Source organism: Winogradskya humida (assembly GCF_016862215.1).
Lineage (GTDB): Bacteria > Actinomycetota > Actinomycetes > Mycobacteriales > Micromonosporaceae > Actinoplanes > Actinoplanes humidus.
The window spans coordinates 1-16,263 of the sequence record NZ_BOMN01000082.1; the positions used below are offsets into that span (position 1 = coordinate 1).

The following is a 16,263-nucleotide window of genomic DNA, read 5'->3' on the forward strand; positions in this document are numbered from 1 at the left end:
GGAGTGGGCCGCCCGGAGTGGGCCGCCCGGAGTGGGCCGCCCGGAGTGGGCCGCCCGGAGTGGGCCGCCCGGAGTGGGCCGCCCGGAGAGGGGCGGGCGGAGAGGGTCGGGGGTCAATGGCGGACGGGCATGAGGATTGAGTAGGTCGTGGGGGTTCGGACGGCGAGGGGTTTGATGGGGCCGTCGAGCTCGAGGGTTAGTTGGCCTGGTCCGGTGGCGGCGAGGGCCTGGAGGAGGAATTCGCGGTTCACGGCGATGTGGGTGGGGGAGTCTTCGGACCATTCGGATTCGTCGGCGGTGCGGAGGAGGGTGCCGGTGGGGTCGAGGGTGAGGATGGCGAGCTCGTAGGGGGTGCCTTCCAGGTCGCGGTGGATCGGGGTGGCGGCGTGGACCACGGCGCGGAGGGTGGGGGCGTCGGCCTTGATGCTCTGGGTGTCGCGGGAGCTGGAGGTCAGGGCTCGGTGGTCGGGGAAGTCGACGTCGAGGGGGCTGGTGTCGAGGCGGCCGGACGGGGTCTGGGCGCTGATGGTGGTGGGTGTGAGGTCGAGGGTCACGGTGCCGGGGCTGAGCAGGGGGCGGAGGGCGTCGATGAAGGGGAGCGGGGCGACGACTCGGGTGGGTGGGCCGGTGGTCGTGGCGGCGGATTCGGCGACGGCCAGGCGGTAGCGGTCGGTGGCGACCAGGGTGAGGGAATCGGGGCGGGTTTCGAGGAGGACGCCGTTGATCATGGGGAGGTCGGGGTCGGTGGAGGCGGCGAAGCGGACCGCGTCCAGCGCGGCGGACAGGGCGTCGGTGGGGAGGCTGATGCTGGTCATGGCGATCTCCAGGGAGTGGGGGCCGGGGTCGAGCAGGTGGCGCAGGCGGGTCAGCTCGTGGCGGGCGTCGGTGAGGCCGTCCTCCAGCCGCTGCTGGTAGTCGTCCAGGAGGGCGCGGACGGCGGGTGGGTCGGGGAGGTGGGCGACCGCGCGGGCGATCTCGGCGACCGGCATGCCGACCCGGCGCAGACCCGCGATCAGGCGGGCGGCGAGGAGCTGTGACTCGCTGTAGCGGCGGTAGCCGGTTGCCGGGTCGACCTCGGCGGGAACGAGCACCCCGGCGCTGTCGTAGAACCGCAGGGCACTCACGGCCAGACCGCTTGCTCTGGCCACCTCGCCGATACCTCTCATCGCTGCCACGATGAAGAGCCTGGTGTCTCCACCAGGTGGAGAGTCAAGGGGGACGCGCGTGGCGCACGACGTGGTGCTGGTGAACGGGCTGCCCGGCTCGGGCAAGAGCACCCTCGCTCCTCGCCTCGCTGCCGCGCTCGGTGCCGCGTGCCTGGTCAAGGATCGGATCAAGGAGTCGCTGGCGGAGGCCGTGGTGACCGAGGTGCCGGGTCTCGGCGCGGTGGCCATGGAGACCGTCTGGGCGCTCGCCGCCGCGGTGCCGGGCATGGTCGTGGTCGACTCGTGGTGGTTCAAGCCGCGCGATCTCGACCACGCTCAGCAGGGCATCACCCGCTCGGGCGCGACCGCCACGGTGGAAGTCTGGTGCGACGTCCCGGCCGAGACCGCCCGGTCCCGCTTCATCGCCCGCAAAAGGCCATCTGTGTACGCGGATGCCGAGCGCCTCGCCACCGACTGGTCCACCTGGGCAGCGGTCGCCGAACCGCTGGCGATCGGCCCGGTGGTCCGCGTCGACACCTCCCGGCCGGTGGACATGCCGGAGCTGGTGACCGCCGTCCGGGCAGCGTTGTGGGCCTGACCCGATCCGTCAGGTTTCGAGAAGCGCGAGAAGCACTCTGCCTCCTAGCGTGGACAGCATGACCATTTCGCTGTCGCACTGCTTTGTGATCGTGCACGACTACGACGAGGCGCTCGCCTTCTACCGGGATGCCGTCGGGCTCGAGGTTCGCAACGACGTCCAGTTCGAGGGGAACCGCTGGTTGACGCTGGGCGCGGCCGGCCAGCCCGAGGTCGAGATCGGCTTGGAGATCCCCGGCTACTATCCGAACACCTTGCCGGAGGACAAGCGGGCCACGGCGGCTCTGCTGGCGAAGGGCCTGCTGCCGGGGATCATCTTCCGCACGGACGACTGCGACAAGATCTTTGACCGGGTACGCGCGTCCGGCGCCGACGTTCTCCAGGAGCCGATGGACCAGCCGTACGGTGTCCGCGACTGCGCCTTCCGCGACCCGTCGGGCACGATGGTCAGATTTTCCCAGACGGGTTAGAGGACGAGCCCGATGCCGAGCGCGGCCATCACGATGGCGATGACGCCGTCGAGAACCCGCCAGGCGCTTGGCTTTTCGAGCACCGGTGCCAAGCGTCGCGCGCCGATGCCGAGTGTTCCGAACCAGAGGAGGCTGGCCGTTGACGCGCCCGCGCCGAAGAGCCAGCGGTGGGGGTGCTGCTGGGCGACCGAGCCGAGTAGCAGCACGGTGTCCAGGTAGACGTGCGGGTTCAGGTAGGTCAGGGCCAGGCAGGTCAGCATGGTTGTCCGGAGGGTGGCGGGGGGACGGCCGGTCACCACGAGGGACGAGGACGTCAGCGCTCGTTTTGCGGCGAGGACGGCGTACGAGATGAGGAAAACGGCCCCGGCCCACCGGATGACGGTGACCGTCACGGGATGCGCGGCCACCAGGGCTCCCAGGCCTGCGATCCCGGCCATGATCAGCAGGAGGTCGGAGAGCGCGCAGATCGCGACGACCGGGAGGACGTGTTCGCGGCGCAGTCCCTGGCGGAGTACGAAGGCGTTCTGGGCGCCGATGGCGACGATGAGGACGAGGGCAGCGGCGAAGCCGGCGAGGGTCGAAGCGAGCACGTGCTTGACGGTAGGAGGAAGAAACGCTGTACTCCAGCTAAAGAATTTACAGGGACATTAGGAAAACTGATGGACGCGCAGCAACTCGCCACGTTCGAGGCCGTGATCACCGAGGGCAGCTTCGACGCGGCCGCGCGGGCGCTGCACGTGACGCCGTCCGCGGTCAGTCAACGGATCAAGGCGCTGGAGCAGGCCGTCGGGCAGGTTCTCGTACGCCGCACCAAGCCGGCCGAACCCACCGAGGCGGGCCAGGCGCTCGTCCGGCTCTCCGGCCAGATCGCCCTGCTGGAGCGCGAGGCGCTGGACGCCGCCCGGGGCGCGCCGGCGGGCGGTGGGCGGACCAGGATCTCGGTCGTGGTCAATGCGGATTCCCTGCTCACGTGGTTTCTGCCGGCGCTCGTGGCCCTGCCCGCCGAGCCGGCGCTCAGCTTCGACATCCACCAGGACGACCAGGACCACACGGCCGATCTGCTGCGCAGCGGTACGGCGATGGCCGCGGTGACCGCGCAGGACGTCGCGGTGCAGGGCTGCCGGGTCGAGCCGCTGGGCTCGATGCGCTACCGGGCGGTCGCCGCGCCCGGGGTCTTCACGGGCTTCGCGAGCACGCCGATGATCCTGCTCAACCGCAAGGACCGCCTCCAGCACCGCTTCGTCAACGACCCGGCCGTGACGCCGCCGATCCATTACGTCCCGGCGTCGGCGGCGTTCGAGCAGGCCGTGCGGCTCGGCCTGGGCTGGGGAATGCTCCCCGAGCCGACCGTCACCGGCGACCTGGTGGAGATCGTCCCGGGCCGCCACCTCGACGTCCCGCTCTACTGGCAGTACTGGCGCATGGAATCGACGGTCCTGGCGGCCCTGACCAGCGCGGTCAAGCAGGCAGCCAGGGCCGCACTGCACTAAGCCAGGGCCGCTTCGATGTGGTCGAGGGCGGCGTCGATGGAGGTGACGACGGTGACCTGGGCGAGGGCCTGGGTGCGGACGAAGGCGGTGTCGGTGATGTCGTTCAGCCACTTCCACAGGCCCGTGTAGAAGCCGTCCGGGTCGAGGACCACGATCGGTTTGCGGTGCAGGTCGAGGGTGGCGGTGGTCCAGACCTCGAAGAGCTCGTCGAGGGTGCCGAGACCGCCGGGGAGCGTGATGAAGGCGTCCGAGCGCTCGATCATGATGTTCTTGCGGACGCCCATGTCGGTGGTGACGACCAGCTCGTCCGAGGCGGTGTCGGCGACCTCGAGGTCGACCAGGGACTGGGGGATGATGCCGAGGGTGTGGGCTCCGCCGGCGCGGGCGCCGTCGGCCACTGCGCCCATCATGCCGACGCAGCCGCCGCCGGAGACCAGGGAGTGGCCGCGGGGGCCGAGGGCCTTGCCGACCGCGGTGGCGAGGCCGAGGTGCTCGGGGGCGAGGCGGGTCGAGGAGGCGCAGAAGACGCAGATCGCGGCCATGTCAGCGGTTTCCGTTGCCGGAGAGGGCCTTGTCGGCTTCCACGATGTACTGCACCGCTTCCTCCACGTCGTCGGTCAGCATGATCAGCTCCATGTCGTCCGGGCTCACCTTGCCCTCGGCGAGCAGGCGTTGCTTGATCCAGTCGACGAGGCCGCCCCAGTATTCGGTGCCCATGAGGATGACCGGGAAGCGGGTCACCTTGTGGGTCTGCACGAGGGTGACCGCTTCGAACAATTCGTCGAGGGTGCCGAAGCCGCCGGGGAGCACGACGAACGCCTGGGCGTACTTGACGAACATGGTCTTGCGGACGAAGAAGTAGCGGAAGTCGATGCCGATGTCGACCCAGGAGTTGAGGCCCTGCTCGAAGGGGAGCTCGATGCCGAGGCCCACGGACATGCCGCCGGCCTCGGTCGCGCCGCGGTTGGCCGCCTCCATCACGCCGGGGCCACCGCCGGTGATCACGGCGTAGCCGGCTTCGGCCAGGGCGGCGCCCAGAGCGGCCGCCATCTCGCACTCGGGGCTGTCGGGGCCGCTGCGGGCCGAGCCGAAGACGCTCACCGCGGGCGGCAGGTCGGCTAGGGTATCGAAGCCCTCGACGAATTCGGAGAGGATGCGCAGCGCCCGCCAGGCGTCCTTGGTCTTCCACTCGCCGCGATGGTGCGAATCGAGCAGCTTCTCATCGGCCGTGCTGGGCGGAATCGAGTCACGACGCAGCGTGACTGCGCCGCGATGACGCTCGTGAGGTGGGCGAGCGCGATCACCGGAGCTGTCCGTCATGGCACCCACCGTAATGCTGACGGTCTTTCGCCGGTGAACTATCCGGTGGGCTTTTGCCAAGAGGATTGCGACGTCGCGGGCTTTTTGCCAGATTGAAGCAACGCAAAGTAGCTCTGCAACGTCTGTACAGTTACGAAACCCCGCACGGCATGCACGGCGTCCGGCTTCGGCCGGGCATCAGGGCGAAGGAGCCACCGTGATGACCCGGTACGAGCGAATGAAGATGCAGCGTCGCATGCAGCGGCGCATCCGAATGGTGGTCGAGGAACGGCGCATGACGCTCGCCCATCGACCGCCCGTTGATCAGGGCTTCGAGGGCATCGACCCGGAAGCCACGGTCGAGATCCCCCGGCCCGAAACAGCCTGAAGCCGGCCCTACTCGTCAGCGGCCAGCCATCGATGCAGGGTGGCCGCCCCGTCGCGGATCTTGCCGATCTCCACGTGCTCGTCCTGGGCGTGCGCCAGCCGGGGATCGCCCGGCCCGTAGTTCAGCGCGGGGATGCCCAGCGCCGCGAACCGCGCCACATCCGTCCAGCCGAGCTTCGCCGCGGGCTCCTCGCCGACCGCGATGAGGAAATCCCGGGCCGCCGGCGCGTCCAGTCCGGGCAGCGCGCCGGGCGCGGAGTCGGTCACCTCCAGATCGAAGCCCTTGAAGACCTCCCGCAGGTGGGCGAGCGCCTGCTCCTCGGAGCGGTCCGGGGCGAAACGCAGATTGACGTCGATCTCGCACTGGTCGGGGACCACATTGCCGGCCACCCCACCCGAGATCCGCACCGCGCTGAGCCCCTCGCGGTAGTTGCAGCCGTCGATGGTGACCCGGCGCGGCTGGTAGTCCTCCAGCCGGCGCAGCACCTCGCCCGCGGCGTGGATCGCGTTGATGCCGCGCCAGGCCCGCGCGGTGTGCGCCCGGCGGCCGTGGGTGCGCACGGTGGCGGTCATCGTGCCCTGGCAGCCGGCCTCGACCACGCCGTACGTCGGCTCGAGCAGCACGGCGAAATCGGCGCGCAGCCAGTCGGGTTGATCCTGGCCGACCAGGTGCAGCCCGTTGAACTGCGCGTCGATCTCCTCCGACTCGTAGAACAGGTAGGTGATGTCGTAACGCGGGTCGGGCAGCGTCGCGGCCAGGTGCAGGGCCAGCGCCACACCGGACTTCATGTCGGCGGTGCCGCAGCCGTAGATGAGGTCGTCGACGACGGTCGACGGGAAGTTGTCGTTCAGCGGCACGGTGTCCAGGTGCCCGGCGAGCACGATCCGCTGTTCCCGGCCGAGCCGGGTGCGCGCCATGACTGTGTTGCCCTGCCGCTCGGTGCTCAGGTGCGGGATCTTGCGCATCGCGTCCTCGACGCAGTCGGCGATGACCTTCTCGTCGCGCGAGACGGACTCGATGTCGACCAGGGTGCGGGTCAGCTCCACCGGGTCGACGAGCACGTCAGGGGTAAGCGGGTTGGCCATGGGCCGCACATTACCGCCCGAACGTGAACCGGATCGGGGTGCTCGCGGGAGCTACCTTCGAAGGCGGGTCCCGAGCGGAAGGTGACGCTGATGCACGTCGATGCCGCAGAGCTGCGAGCGGTCGCTGATCGGTTACGTGACCAGGCAGGAGATCCACTCGCGCGGGCGGGCGGCCTGATCGAGCGGGCCGGGTCCGGCGTGGTGATCGACACTCTCTTCGACGACTACGTCACGGCCGGGCCCTACCGGGAGGTCGCGGCGAGCTGGCAGGGCGAGCTGCGGGTTCTGCGGGAAGCCATTGCGGCGTTGAGTGATGCGTTGACCAGGGCCGCGGATGACTACGACGCCGCGGACGAGCGGGCGGCGGCGGGGATGCCGCGATGAGCCACTCCGGGTTGGACCGGCTGACCTCGCTGCAGGACGAGATCCACGCGGCCGGCGGGGGCTGGGGTGCGGGGGCGCGCGCCGCGATTGATGTGCCGGGTTTCGGGGGCGATCCGGATGGCGTGGGGGCCCTCGCCCGGGGCTGGGAAGAGGCTGCCGGGTCGGCGGAGGTCGCGCTGGAGACGCTGGTCGCGATCGAGAGCGCGGATGTCGCCGGGGTGTGGGCCGGTAATGCGCACAATGCGGCGGCTGAGGTCGTACGGGCGCTTGCTGATGAAGTTGCCCGGGCGGCGCAAGCATTTCGGGACGTTTCCGCGCAGCTCCGGGCGTACGGAAAAGGGATTGAAAGCGAGCAGTGGCGCGACCGGACCGGCCAGGCCGTGTTGCGCGAGAGCCCGATCGAGGGTGTTGATCTGCGGGTGGCGGCGCACATCTCGGCGCGGTCGCACGGGGAGGATCTTGCGGTGGGGCTGCACGATGCGGCGACCCAGGCCCGTGCGCACCTGCTCGACGAGCCTTATCTGGCTCCCGTGGACGACCCCTATTTAACTCCGGTGGACAACATTGTGGTGGCCAATACCGGCGTGCTCACCCCGGCTATGGCAGTGCGTGCTTCCGAGGCGCTTTTCAAGGCGCCGGAGCTTGTGGTGGGCGCGGAATCGGCGGAGCTTCGGGCGTACCTTATGAAAGGTCTCGCGGCTGGTTATGGCGCCGCCGACCTTGCGCATTTCGAGGCTCGGATCGCGTCACACGATGCGGAATGGCTGGAGCAGCACCTGAGCCCGCTCGATCCCGACCGGGGCCCGGTCACTGCGCGTCGCAGCCGGACGCCGTGGAGTCAGGGGCCGTTGCCCACCTGCGTCGCGACCTCGACCGTCACCGCCCGTGCCGAGGTCGACCCGATCTATGCGCTGAGCATCACCGAGGGTGACTTCGACAAGCGGCTCCGGGCCGAGCAGCTACGGGTGTACGACGGCGGCCGCAGCTGGATCCAGGACGCGCTCGGGCGCGACGGGATGACCGCCGGCCAATCGGAGCAGGTCGCCAACGAGGAGATCGGCCCGCGCACCGGCGTCACCTACGAGAATGTGGCGCTGACCGAGGACGTCCTGGACGACGTCGAGCGGGCCGCCGACGACGGCTATCCGGTGCCCTTCATCACAGCCGATCACCAGCTCGTGGTGACCGGCCATACCGGCGACCAGCTGCAGATCTACAACCCGTGGGGCTACACGTACTGGATCGGCGAGGACGAGTTCCTCGACGGTTCTCCTGGGTCGGTCCGGCTGCCCCGAACCGGGTAGGGTTCCGGACGTGAGTAGCGAGATTTCCCCCGCCTGGGGCATCGGCCTGGCCACCGTGACCGCTGACGGCACGGTGCTCGACACCTGGTACCCCGCCGGTTACCTCGGCCTCGGGGAGCTTCCCGCCGACGCCCCCGCCCTGCCCGCAGGTCTCACCGGCCCGAAGGCGCTGGCCGGGCTGTCGACCGTCGAGGTCCGCGTCGAGATCGCGTCGCTCGCCGACCCGATCAAGGACTCGTCCGACGCCTACCTGCGGCTGCACCTGCTCTCGCACCGCCTGGTCAAGCCCAACGCGCAGAACCTCGACGGCATCTTCGGCATGCTCGCCAACGTCGCCTGGACCTCCGCCGGCCCGTGCCCGGCCGATCGCGTCGACGAGCTGCGCCTGATCGAGCGCGCCGCCGGCCGTCACCTCGCCGTCTTCGGCGTCGACAAGTTCCCGCGGATGACCGACTACGTCGTGCCCAGCGGCGTCCGGATCGCCGACGCCGACCGGGTCCGCCTCGGCGCGCACCTCGCCGCCGGCACCACCGTCATGCACGAGGGCTTCTGCAACTTCAACGCCGGCACGCTCGGCACCTCCATGGTCGAGGGCCGCATCGTGCAGGGCGTCATCGTCGGCGCCGACTCCGACATCGGCGCGGGCTCGTCGATCATGGGGACGCTCTCCGGCGGCGGCAAGGAGAAGGTCACCATCGGCGAGCGCAGCCTGCTCGGCGCCAACGCCGGCATCGGCATCTCGCTCGGCGACGACTGCGTGGTCGAGGCAGGCTGCTACATCACCGGCGGCGCCAAGCTGACCCTCCCGGACGGCCGCGTGGTCAAGGCCCGCGAGCTCTCCGGCGTCAACGGCCTGCTCTTCTGGCGCAACTCGGTGACCGGTGGCCTCGAAGCCCGGCCGCGCAAGGGCACCGGCATCACCCTCAACTCCGACCTGCACCTAGCTCAGTAACGCGTCGCCCTTCGGGGTGGTCGTGTAGAGCACCGAGCGGCCGGTCCTGGTCCGGGTGATCAGGCCGGCTCGCTCGAGGACCTTCAGGTGTTCGCTGACGCCGGCCAGGCTCATGTCCAGATGAACGGTGAGCTGGCTGGTGGTGGCGGGCAGCGTCCGCAGGATCGCCGCGCGCTTCGCCCCGATCAGCGGTGCCAGGTCGGCTCCGGCCCCGGGCGGATCCGCTATTCCCCTGGCGCGGTAGGCGATGGTCACCGGGCGTGACGGGTCGGTGCTGATCGCCAGGTTGGCGAAGACGGACGGGACGAGCAGCAGGCCGTTGCCGGTCAGCGCATAGGTCCCCTTGTCGCGGTGCTCGATCGCGATGGTGCTCTCCGCGGACCACGTCACCCGGGGATGCAGTCCGGCCAGGCCCTCGGCCCATCCGTACGCCGCGATCCGGCCGGCCCGCTGCACGATGTCACGCTCGAGCACCGCGCGGAACCGCGGCCATTCCGGCTCGATCAGCGTCGTCCACGCCGCCTGCAGGGCGTCGGCGAGCCGGTCGACCACGTCGTCGGCGGCCAGGATGTGGCGGGCGTACTCCGGTGGGGTGCGGTGCCCGCGCAGGTTCAGCTCCAGCTCGGCCCGCGCCCGCTCCAGCGGGGTCGCCCGGACCACGGCCAGATCCTCGCCGATCTCCCGCCGCGAGCTGACCGGCGCCGGATGCAGGAAATCGGCGTTGTCGTCGCGGCGGAACAGGCTGGTCAGCGCGCCGATCGCGGGCACTTCCCGGCGCAACTGCGCCAGCTGCGGCCTCATCCGGCGCACCCACGACGTCAGCACGCCCGCCTCGGTCCTGCCTGCCAGCAGGAACAGCGCCCCCTCCACCTCGAACAGCGGCGAGATCGCATACCGGCACCCGGCAAGATCGGCAGGCGAGACCTGGATCAGCACGTTTCGCTCACCACCGAAACTTTAGCCGTACGCCCACCGCGCACCGATCGTGATCCGGTGACCTATCGCGACGTGTTCGCCGTAACCCAGTTCCGCACGGTGCTCGGCAGCTTCGCCCTCCTGCTGATCAGCGAGAGCATCAAGATGCTGGCGCTGTCGGTGCTCGTCTACACGAGTACGGGCTCGACGTTGCTGGCCGCGCTCGCCTACGTGGCCGGGTTCCTGCCCCAGGTGCTCGGCGGGACCCTGCTGCTCGCGTTCGCCGACAGGTGGCGGCCGCGGCGGCTGATGGTCGGCTACGACCTGGTCCGGATGGCGCTCGCGGCGGTGCTCGCGCTGGCGGTGCTGCCGCCGGTCGGCGCGATGCTGGTCGTCTTCGTGGTGGGCAGCTTCGCCCCGGTGGCGCAGGCTGCCCGGACGGCGTTGACGGCTGATCTGCTGCACGGGGACGCGTACATATTGGGTCGATCGCTCTTCACCGTTGTGTCCGGGGCGATGCAGGTGGTCGGGGCTGCCGTGGGCGGTCTGCTGCTGACGGTGACCGGGCCGGCTTCGGCGCTCTGGCTCGCCGCCGGGGGCTGCGCGGCGTCGGCGCTCGTGGTGCGTTTCGGGCTGACCGACCACCCGGCCCGCCGTACGGGTGACCGGGGTGCGGTGCGGGAGACCTGGCAGGTCAACGGTGCTCTTTTGCGGGACCGGGGCGTGCGGCGATTGCTGCTGGCGCAGTGGTTGCCGGGGTCGCTGATGGTCGCGTCCGAGGGCGTCGTCGTGCCGTACGCGTCCTCGCTGGCGGGGGTCCTCCTGGCTTCCGCGGCAGGAGGAATGCTGCTGGGCGATCTCCTGGTGGCGCGTTTCCTGTCACCCGTGCGGCTCACGCCCTGGCTGGCGCTCATGCTGGGGGCGCCCCTGCTGGTCTTCGCCCTGCGACCTGGCGTGGTGGCGGCGTCGATCGCGCTGGCAGTCGCGGCCGCCGGCTTCTCGTATCAGCTCGGACTGGCCCAGCGATTCCTCGACGCCGTGCCGGCCCGATGGCGAGGACAGAGCCTCGGACTCGCCGGCACCGGCTCGATGGTCGTGCAGGGACTGGCGATCACCGGGGCGGGCGCTCTCGCCGAGATCCTGTCGCCCGGCGTGGTGATCGCGGTCGCCGGAGCGGCCTCCCTGCTGTCGACCTTCACTCTTTGGCGGACACTTTCAGGCCCTGCCGGACCGGTGCGATTGATGGCAACCGGCCCGACAGGGGGATCAAGTGCCCGCTAAACGCATTCAGCCGTTTCCTCGATGAGGAGTCAAGGTTTGTCTATTTCTCGACAGGTCGTGGAAGACTCTCCGCATGGCCCCGCAAAGGGCGACCCTCCTTCAGGTCGCACAGCGGGCCGGGGTGTCCCGAAGCACGGCGTCCTTCGTCCTCACCGGACGCCACCTGGACATGCGGATCTCCGAAGACGCCCGGCAACGGGTCCTCCGGGCGGCCCAGGATCTGGACTACCGGCCCAACCTGATGGCGCGCAGCCTGCGCACCAAGGTCACCAAGACGGTCGCGCTGCTCTCCGACACCCTCGCCTCCGATCAGTACGCCGGCCGCGCCATCCACGGCAGCCTCGCCGCCGCGGTCGCCCACGGTCACCTCCTGCTCATCGGCGAAACCGAAGGCGACCCGGTCGTCGAGGAACGCCTCATCGCCGACTTCCTGGACCGCCAGGTCGACGCCTTCGTGTACGCCAGCATGTCCACCCGCCACGTCCGCGTCCCCAAGCTCCTCAAAGGCCACCCCGTGGTCCTGCTCAACTGCCTCACCCGAGCAGCCACGCCGACCCACCACGCGGTCATCCCGGACGAGCTCGCCGCCGGCTGGAGCGCGGCCCGGACCCTCGCCGAGGCGGGCCACCGGGACGGCATCTACCTCGTCGGACACCCGGCCCAGCACGTCTTCGCCGGCCGCGAACGCCTCACCGGCCTGCGCGAAGGCCTCGCCGCCACCGGCACAGAACTCGCCGGCACCATCGGCTGCGACTGGTGGCCCGAGCAGGCACACGACGCGGTCAGCCAGGCCCTGGCAGCTGGAACCGCCCCGAAAGCCCTGGTGTGCTTCAACGACCGGGTGGCGCTCGGCGCGTACCAGGCCCTGCAGGAAGCAGGCCTCACCATCCCGGCCGACGTATCGGTCCTGTCCTTCGACGACTCCGAACTGGCCGCCTGGCTCCGCCCGCAGCTCACCAGCATCTCCCTGCCCCACTACCAACTCGGCTGGAAAGCCGTCGAACTCCTCCTCACCCACCAGGTCCAGCCCCCCACAACCCACCGCATAACGATGCCGGTCCGTCTCCGCGCCTCGGTGGGCAAGCCCACCTGACTGTCTCCGCGCCGACGCCGGTGAGCCGCTACGGTTATGCGCATGGCGAAGGCGGTTGAGCGGGACGGGCGGTTCACCGCCCCGCTTCTGACTGCCTCGGCTGCCGGGGTCCATCTGGGCATAGCAGCCGAGACGGTCAAACAGTGGGTCAAGTCAGGCGGAGATCTCCTGCCGGTCATGCACTCGGTGCGGCCGGCCAGCCACTACGGCCCCCGGCTGCCATTCGTGGCGCTGGCCGAGGCCCAGATCCTCCGTGAGCTTCGAAATACCGGCCTGACCATGCAACACATCCGAGCGGGCGTTGCCCGGCTCCGGGAACAAACAGGCGACGAGTACGTCCTCGCGACCAACATGATCGCGTCGGACGGCGGCGAACTGCTTTACAACGCCGCCTCGATGGTGGCACCCGAATGGGTCAGAGCCAGGGACGGACAGCTCGCCATCCGGCAGGTCATCGAAGCCGTCATCAAATACGTCTCGTACGCCTCCGACGGTTACGCCTCCCGGCTGGTCCTGCGGCCATACGGCTCGGCCGATGTCATCATCGATCCGCGATTCGGCTTCGGTCAGCCGGTCTTCGGAGCCAGCAAGGTAAAGGTCGAAACCATCGCCGATCTCTTCTACGGCGGCGGAGAGTCGGTCGAGGACATAGCCGATGAGTACGATCTGAGCACCGAAGACGTAGAGGTGGTCCTTCGCGTTATGGCGCGTCGTGCGGCTTGAGTTTCTCGCCGATCGCAACATCGGCAAACGCGTGGTGGCTGCCCTTCGCGATGCCGGAGAAACCGTGCACACGCTCGCCGAAGTCTTCGGCGAGCAGGTCTCCCAAGACGTTCAGGACACCTCATGGATCGCTCGGGCGGGATCCCAGGAGTGGGCCGCTTTGACGAAGGACAGGCGGATCCGCCATGTGACCCTCGAACGCGATGCAGTTCGAGAGCACAACGTCCAGCTGTTCGCCCTGGCAAACGCGAACCTCGGCTTCACCGAGATGGCCGGGGCGTTCGTCGCCGCGATGCCGCGGATACATGAGATCTGCGCCGAGTCGGGTGAAGGTTGTATCTGGGTGGTGCAACGAGACGGCCGGGTCGAGCGGATCTGGGGGCCCGGCGACCAGTAGGACACCCGGGGCTCGCTTGGGATTTTGTCGTAGGTGCGTGGTCTTATTGGTGCCGTGACCTCGACTCCTGGTGCTGTTCAGCGGCCTGCGTACCGGCTGGTGCGCAGGCCTGCGGCGGTTGTGGAGTCGTTGCGGGACGATCCGTTGCAGCGGTATGTGATCGGGCACACGTCGGGGCCGTTGCTGGTGGTCGGGGGGCCCGGCACGGGGAAGACGACGGTGCTGGTCGAGGCGGTTGCCGCGCGGGTGGCGGCCGGGGTGGATCCGGAGCGGATCCTGGTGCTCACGTTCGGGCGGCGGGGGGCCACGGCGCTGCGGGATCGGATCGAGGCCCGGATCGCGGGGCCGACGTTCCACGAGCCTCTGGTGCGTAGCTTCCATGCGTACGCGTTCGGGCTGCTCCGCCGTGCCGCCGCTGAGCGGGGTGAGCCCTCGCCGCGGCTGCTGACCGGGCCGGAGCAGGACCTGATCATCCGTGAGCTGCTCGAAGTGGTGAGCGACGCGGAGACCGCCGACACGATCGGGTGGCCCGACGCGTTACGGCCGGCGCTGCCGACTCGGGCGTTCGCTCAGCAGTTGCGTGACCTCATGCAGCGGGCCGCCGAGCGGGGGATCGGCCCCATCGACCTCGCCGAGCACGGCAAACGACTCGGGCGTGACGATTGGCCGGCTGCTGCCCGGTTCCTGCGGGAGTACGTCTCCGTGCTGGCGCTGCGTGATGTCACCACTCGGGGCTCGACTGCCTACGACCCCGCTGAGCTGGTCCGCGCCGCTACGGGGTTGCTCGCCGACGATCCGGCGCTGCTCGACTCCGAGCGGCGGCGCATCGACTACGTCTATGTGGATGAACTGGCCGATACCGACCCGGCGCAGATCGAGCTGCTCGCGCTGGTCGCCGGGGGTGGGAAGCCACTGGTCGCGTTCGGTGACCCGGATTCCTCGATCTACGGGTTCCGGGGCGCCGACCCGGAGGCCGTGGACGGCTTCGCCACCAGGTTCCGGACGGCCTCCGGCGCGCTCGCCGAGACCGTCATGCTGCACACCAGTTACCGGGTCACGCCGGGGCTCCTCGCTTCTACCGGACGGGTCGCCCGGCGCATGCGCGGCCGGATGAAGCACCGCGCCCTGCACCCACCGCCCGTGCTGCCCGAGGCGGCTCCTCCGCTTGCTGATGCGGTCCGGGTTGAGGCGGATTCGCCCGATGCCGGGCCGGCCGGGGGATCGGCCGCTGTCCGGGTGCCCGCTCAGGGGACCGGTGAACAGGTCTCGCCGTCTGGTGGGTTGCCGGTCTCGCCGCCTGGTGAGCCGCTTGGTGGGCCGCCGGCTTCGCTGCCTGGTGGGCCGCTTGGTGGGCCGCCGGTTTCGCCGCCGCGGGCTGAGGCTGCCGCGGCTGTTGTGCGGACGTTTCGGTCGGCGGCGAGTGAGACGGCGTTTGTGGCGCATGCGCTGCGGGAGGCTCATCTGTTGCAGGGCGTTCCGTGGTCGCGGATTGCTGTTGTGCTTCGGTCGACGACGCTGCAGTTGCCCTCGTTGCAGCGGGGGCTGGTGGCCGCGGGGGTGCCGACCGTCACCCATGCCGAGGATCTTCCGCTGCACCTTCAGCCGGCGGTTGCTCCCTTCCTTCTGCTGCTGCGGTGCGCGTTGGAGCCCGATCTGCTCGACGAGGAGTCGTCGGTCGCGTTGCTGCACTCGCCGCTGGGCGGGGCGGACCCGCTCGCCGAGCGTCGCCTGCGGCAGGGGCTGCGGGCGTTGGCGCTGGCGGCTGGGGACCGGCGGCCTTCCGGGGAGTTGCTGGTCGACGCGTTGCGGGATCCGGCCGGGCTGGATGTCGTCGAGCGCAGGTGGGCGGTTCCGGCGCAGAACGTCGCTCGGCTGATCGCCGTTGCGCGGGCGGCCGCCGCTGTTCCCGGTGCTACCGCCGAGCAGGTTCTGTGGGACGTCTGGCGGGCGAGCGGGCTCTCCGACCGGTGGTATGCACTGAGCACACGCGGGGCGCCCGTCGAACCCGGTGGCGAAGGGGGACGGGCTCGGCAGTGGCGGGCCGAGGCTGCTGATCGGGATCTCGACGCCATGGTGGTGCTGTTCGACGCGGCGGCGCGGTTTGTTGATCGGCTGCCGGGTGCGCGTACCGAAATCTTTCTCGATCATGTTCTTGGTCAGGATCTGCCCGCGGACTCGATCGCACCCAGCGCGGACCGGGGTGAGGCCGTGCGGCTGCTCACCGCGCACGCCGCCAAGGGGCTCGAGTGGGACGTCGTGGTGCTGGCCGGGGTGCAGGAGGGGATCTGGCCTGACCTGCGGCTGCGGGGGAGTCTGCTCGGATCGGAGCGGCTCGTCGACCTGATCGCGGGGCGGCCGGCCGCAGGTGCTGCGGCGGTCGTCGGGCAGACTTCGGCGCTGCTCGACGAGGAGCGGCGGCTGTTCTATGTGGCGGCGACCCGGGCCCGGCAGCGGCTGATCGTGACCGCTGTCGCCTCGGCCGGGGTGGGCAGCTCCGAGGGCGAGGAACAGCCGAGCCGATTCCTGATGGAACTGGGCCTCCCCGACCGTCGCGGCGACGGCCCCCCACCCCCCGACCCCCACCGCCCCGACCCCGACGACCCCGGCCCCCCCGAGCCCGACGACCCCCAACCCCCGGACCCGGACCCGGACGGCTCTGGCCCGGACGGCTCTGGCCCGGACGGCTCTGGCCCGGACGGCTCTGGCCCGGACGGCTCTGGCCCGGACGGCTCTGGCCCGG

The 16,263-nt window shown here is 70.2% G+C and carries 18 protein-coding genes; 12 read left to right on the plus strand and 6 right to left on the minus strand.

Annotated features, from left to right (window positions below):
* Positions 1-113: 113 nt before the first annotated feature.
* Complete coding sequence (locus Ahu01nite_RS28400) at positions 114-1,166, minus strand: DNA polymerase III subunit beta family protein (RefSeq protein WP_203839718.1); 1,053 nt, start codon at positions 1,164-1,166, stop codon at positions 114-116.
* 58 nt (positions 1,167-1,224) lie between these two features.
* On the opposite strand from Ahu01nite_RS28400, the gene Ahu01nite_RS28405 reads away from it, so the two are divergent.
* A complete protein-coding gene (locus Ahu01nite_RS28405) occupies positions 1,225-1,743 on the plus strand; it encodes a P-loop nucleotide/nucleoside kinase family protein (RefSeq protein WP_203839719.1) in 519 nt (172 codons plus the stop codon).
* A gap of 58 nt (positions 1,744-1,801) precedes the next feature.
* The gene (locus Ahu01nite_RS28410; RefSeq protein WP_203839720.1) at positions 1,802-2,212 is read left to right on the plus strand and encodes a VOC family protein; all 411 of its coding nucleotides are present in this window, start codon (positions 1,802-1,804) and stop codon (positions 2,210-2,212) included.
* On the opposite strand, the gene Ahu01nite_RS28415 is transcribed toward Ahu01nite_RS28410, so the two are convergent.
* On the minus strand, positions 2,209-2,802 hold the full coding sequence (locus Ahu01nite_RS28415) for a LysE/ArgO family amino acid transporter (protein ID WP_203839721.1): 594 nt from the start codon (positions 2,800-2,802) through the stop codon (positions 2,209-2,211). The genes Ahu01nite_RS28410 and Ahu01nite_RS28415 overlap by 4 nt on opposite strands.
* Before the next feature lie 66 nt (positions 2,803-2,868).
* Between Ahu01nite_RS28415 and Ahu01nite_RS28420 the strand changes: the two genes are divergently transcribed.
* On the plus strand, positions 2,869-3,702 hold the full coding sequence (locus tag Ahu01nite_RS28420) for a LysR family transcriptional regulator ArgP (protein WP_203839733.1): 834 nt from the start codon (positions 2,869-2,871) through the stop codon (positions 3,700-3,702).
* Here the strand turns inward: Ahu01nite_RS28420 and Ahu01nite_RS28425 are convergent.
* Both Ahu01nite_RS28425 and Ahu01nite_RS28430 read right to left on the minus strand, forming a co-directional pair.
* Positions 3,699-4,244 carry an LOG family protein gene (locus Ahu01nite_RS28425; protein ID WP_203839722.1) on the minus strand — a complete coding sequence of 182 codons (546 nt, stop codon included), beginning with the start codon at positions 4,242-4,244 and terminating at the stop codon, positions 3,699-3,701. The genes Ahu01nite_RS28420 and Ahu01nite_RS28425 overlap by 4 nt on opposite strands.
* Before the next feature lies 1 nt (position 4,245).
* Positions 4,246-5,022, minus strand: a complete 777-nt coding sequence (locus Ahu01nite_RS28430) for an LOG family protein (RefSeq protein ID WP_203839723.1) — start codon at positions 5,020-5,022, stop codon at positions 4,246-4,248.
* 199 nt (positions 5,023-5,221) lie between these two features.
* Between Ahu01nite_RS28430 and Ahu01nite_RS28435 the strand changes: the two genes are divergently transcribed.
* Positions 5,222-5,389, plus strand: coding sequence for a hypothetical protein (locus tag Ahu01nite_RS28435; protein WP_203839724.1), 168 nt, complete (start codon positions 5,222-5,224; stop codon positions 5,387-5,389).
* A gap of 8 nt (positions 5,390-5,397) precedes the next feature.
* On the opposite strand, the gene dapE is transcribed toward Ahu01nite_RS28435, so the two are convergent.
* Positions 5,398-6,474 (minus strand): succinyl-diaminopimelate desuccinylase, encoded by a 1,077-nt coding sequence (gene dapE / locus Ahu01nite_RS28440; RefSeq protein WP_203839725.1) that lies wholly within the window; start codon positions 6,472-6,474, stop codon positions 5,398-5,400.
* A gap of 90 nt (positions 6,475-6,564) precedes the next feature.
* Here dapE and Ahu01nite_RS28445 point away from each other — a divergent pair, with 90 nt between their 5' ends.
* From Ahu01nite_RS28445 to dapD, 3 genes are read left to right on the plus strand one after another with little or no spacing between them, the layout of a single operon-like run.
* Entirely contained in the window at positions 6,565-6,858 is a 294-nt protein-coding gene (locus Ahu01nite_RS28445) for a hypothetical protein (RefSeq protein ID WP_203839726.1), read from the plus strand.
* Entirely contained in the window at positions 6,855-8,162 is a 1,308-nt protein-coding gene (locus Ahu01nite_RS28450; RefSeq protein ID WP_203839727.1) for a WXG100 family type VII secretion target, read from the plus strand. The genes Ahu01nite_RS28445 and Ahu01nite_RS28450 overlap by 4 nt, the downstream gene beginning before the upstream one ends.
* A 10-nt stretch (positions 8,163-8,172) precedes the next feature.
* Positions 8,173-9,114 carry a 2,3,4,5-tetrahydropyridine-2,6-dicarboxylate N-succinyltransferase gene (gene dapD, locus Ahu01nite_RS28455; protein WP_239159209.1) on the plus strand — a complete coding sequence of 314 codons (942 nt, stop codon included), beginning with the start codon at positions 8,173-8,175 and terminating at the stop codon, positions 9,112-9,114.
* Here the strand turns inward: dapD and Ahu01nite_RS28460 are convergent.
* Complete coding sequence (locus Ahu01nite_RS28460) at positions 9,103-10,050, minus strand: ArsR/SmtB family transcription factor (protein ID WP_203839728.1); 948 nt, start codon at positions 10,048-10,050, stop codon at positions 9,103-9,105. The genes dapD and Ahu01nite_RS28460 overlap by 12 nt on opposite strands.
* Positions 10,051-10,107: 57 nt before the next feature.
* Between Ahu01nite_RS28460 and Ahu01nite_RS28465 the strand changes: the two genes are divergently transcribed.
* From Ahu01nite_RS28465 to Ahu01nite_RS28485, 5 genes are all read left to right on the plus strand, one after another.
* Positions 10,108-11,310, plus strand: a complete 1,203-nt coding sequence (locus Ahu01nite_RS28465; RefSeq protein WP_239159210.1) for an MFS transporter — start codon at positions 10,108-10,110, stop codon at positions 11,308-11,310.
* Positions 11,311-11,383: 73 nt separating this feature from the next.
* Positions 11,384-12,403 carry a LacI family DNA-binding transcriptional regulator gene (locus Ahu01nite_RS28470; protein ID WP_203839729.1) on the plus strand — a complete coding sequence of 340 codons (1,020 nt, stop codon included), beginning with the start codon at positions 11,384-11,386 and terminating at the stop codon, positions 12,401-12,403.
* Positions 12,404-12,439: 36 nt separating this feature from the next.
* Positions 12,440-13,126 carry a DUF433 domain-containing protein gene (locus Ahu01nite_RS28475; RefSeq protein ID WP_203839730.1) on the plus strand — a complete coding sequence of 229 codons (687 nt, stop codon included), beginning with the start codon at positions 12,440-12,442 and terminating at the stop codon, positions 13,124-13,126.
* Positions 13,116-13,523 (plus strand): PIN-like domain-containing protein, encoded by a 408-nt coding sequence (locus Ahu01nite_RS28480; protein ID WP_203839731.1) that lies wholly within the window; start codon positions 13,116-13,118, stop codon positions 13,521-13,523. Before Ahu01nite_RS28475 ends, Ahu01nite_RS28480 begins: the two co-directional genes overlap by 11 nt.
* Before the next feature lie 54 nt (positions 13,524-13,577).
* Positions 13,578-16,263, plus strand: a 2,686-nt coding sequence (locus Ahu01nite_RS28485) for an ATP-dependent helicase (protein WP_203839732.1), incomplete at its 3' end; no start/stop codon positions are given.

Coding starts and splice junctions, on each gene's coding strand:
- Ahu01nite_RS28400 (WP_203839718.1), bottom strand. CDS start 1,166: ATGAGAGGTATCGGCGAGGTGGCCAGAGCAAGCGGTCTGGCCGTGAGT.
- Ahu01nite_RS28425 (WP_203839722.1), bottom strand. CDS start 4,244: ATGGCCGCGATCTGCGTCTTCTGCGCCTCCTCGACCCGCCTCGCCCCC.
- Ahu01nite_RS28445 (WP_203839726.1), top strand. CDS start 6,565: ATGCACGTCGATGCCGCAGAGCTGCGAGCGGTCGCTGATCGGTTACGT.
- Ahu01nite_RS28410 (WP_203839720.1), top strand. CDS start 1,802: ATGACCATTTCGCTGTCGCACTGCTTTGTGATCGTGCACGACTACGAC.
- dapE (WP_203839725.1), bottom strand. CDS start 6,474: ATGGCCAACCCGCTTACCCCTGACGTGCTCGTCGACCCGGTGGAGCTG.
- Ahu01nite_RS28435 (WP_203839724.1), top strand. CDS start 5,222: ATGACCCGGTACGAGCGAATGAAGATGCAGCGTCGCATGCAGCGGCGC.
- Ahu01nite_RS28430 (WP_203839723.1), bottom strand. CDS start 5,022: ATGACGGACAGCTCCGGTGATCGCGCTCGCCCACCTCACGAGCGTCAT.
- Ahu01nite_RS28470 (WP_203839729.1), top strand. CDS start 11,384: ATGGCCCCGCAAAGGGCGACCCTCCTTCAGGTCGCACAGCGGGCCGGG.
- Ahu01nite_RS28475 (WP_203839730.1), top strand. CDS start 12,440: ATGCGCATGGCGAAGGCGGTTGAGCGGGACGGGCGGTTCACCGCCCCG.
- Ahu01nite_RS28450 (WP_203839727.1), top strand. CDS start 6,855: ATGAGCCACTCCGGGTTGGACCGGCTGACCTCGCTGCAGGACGAGATC.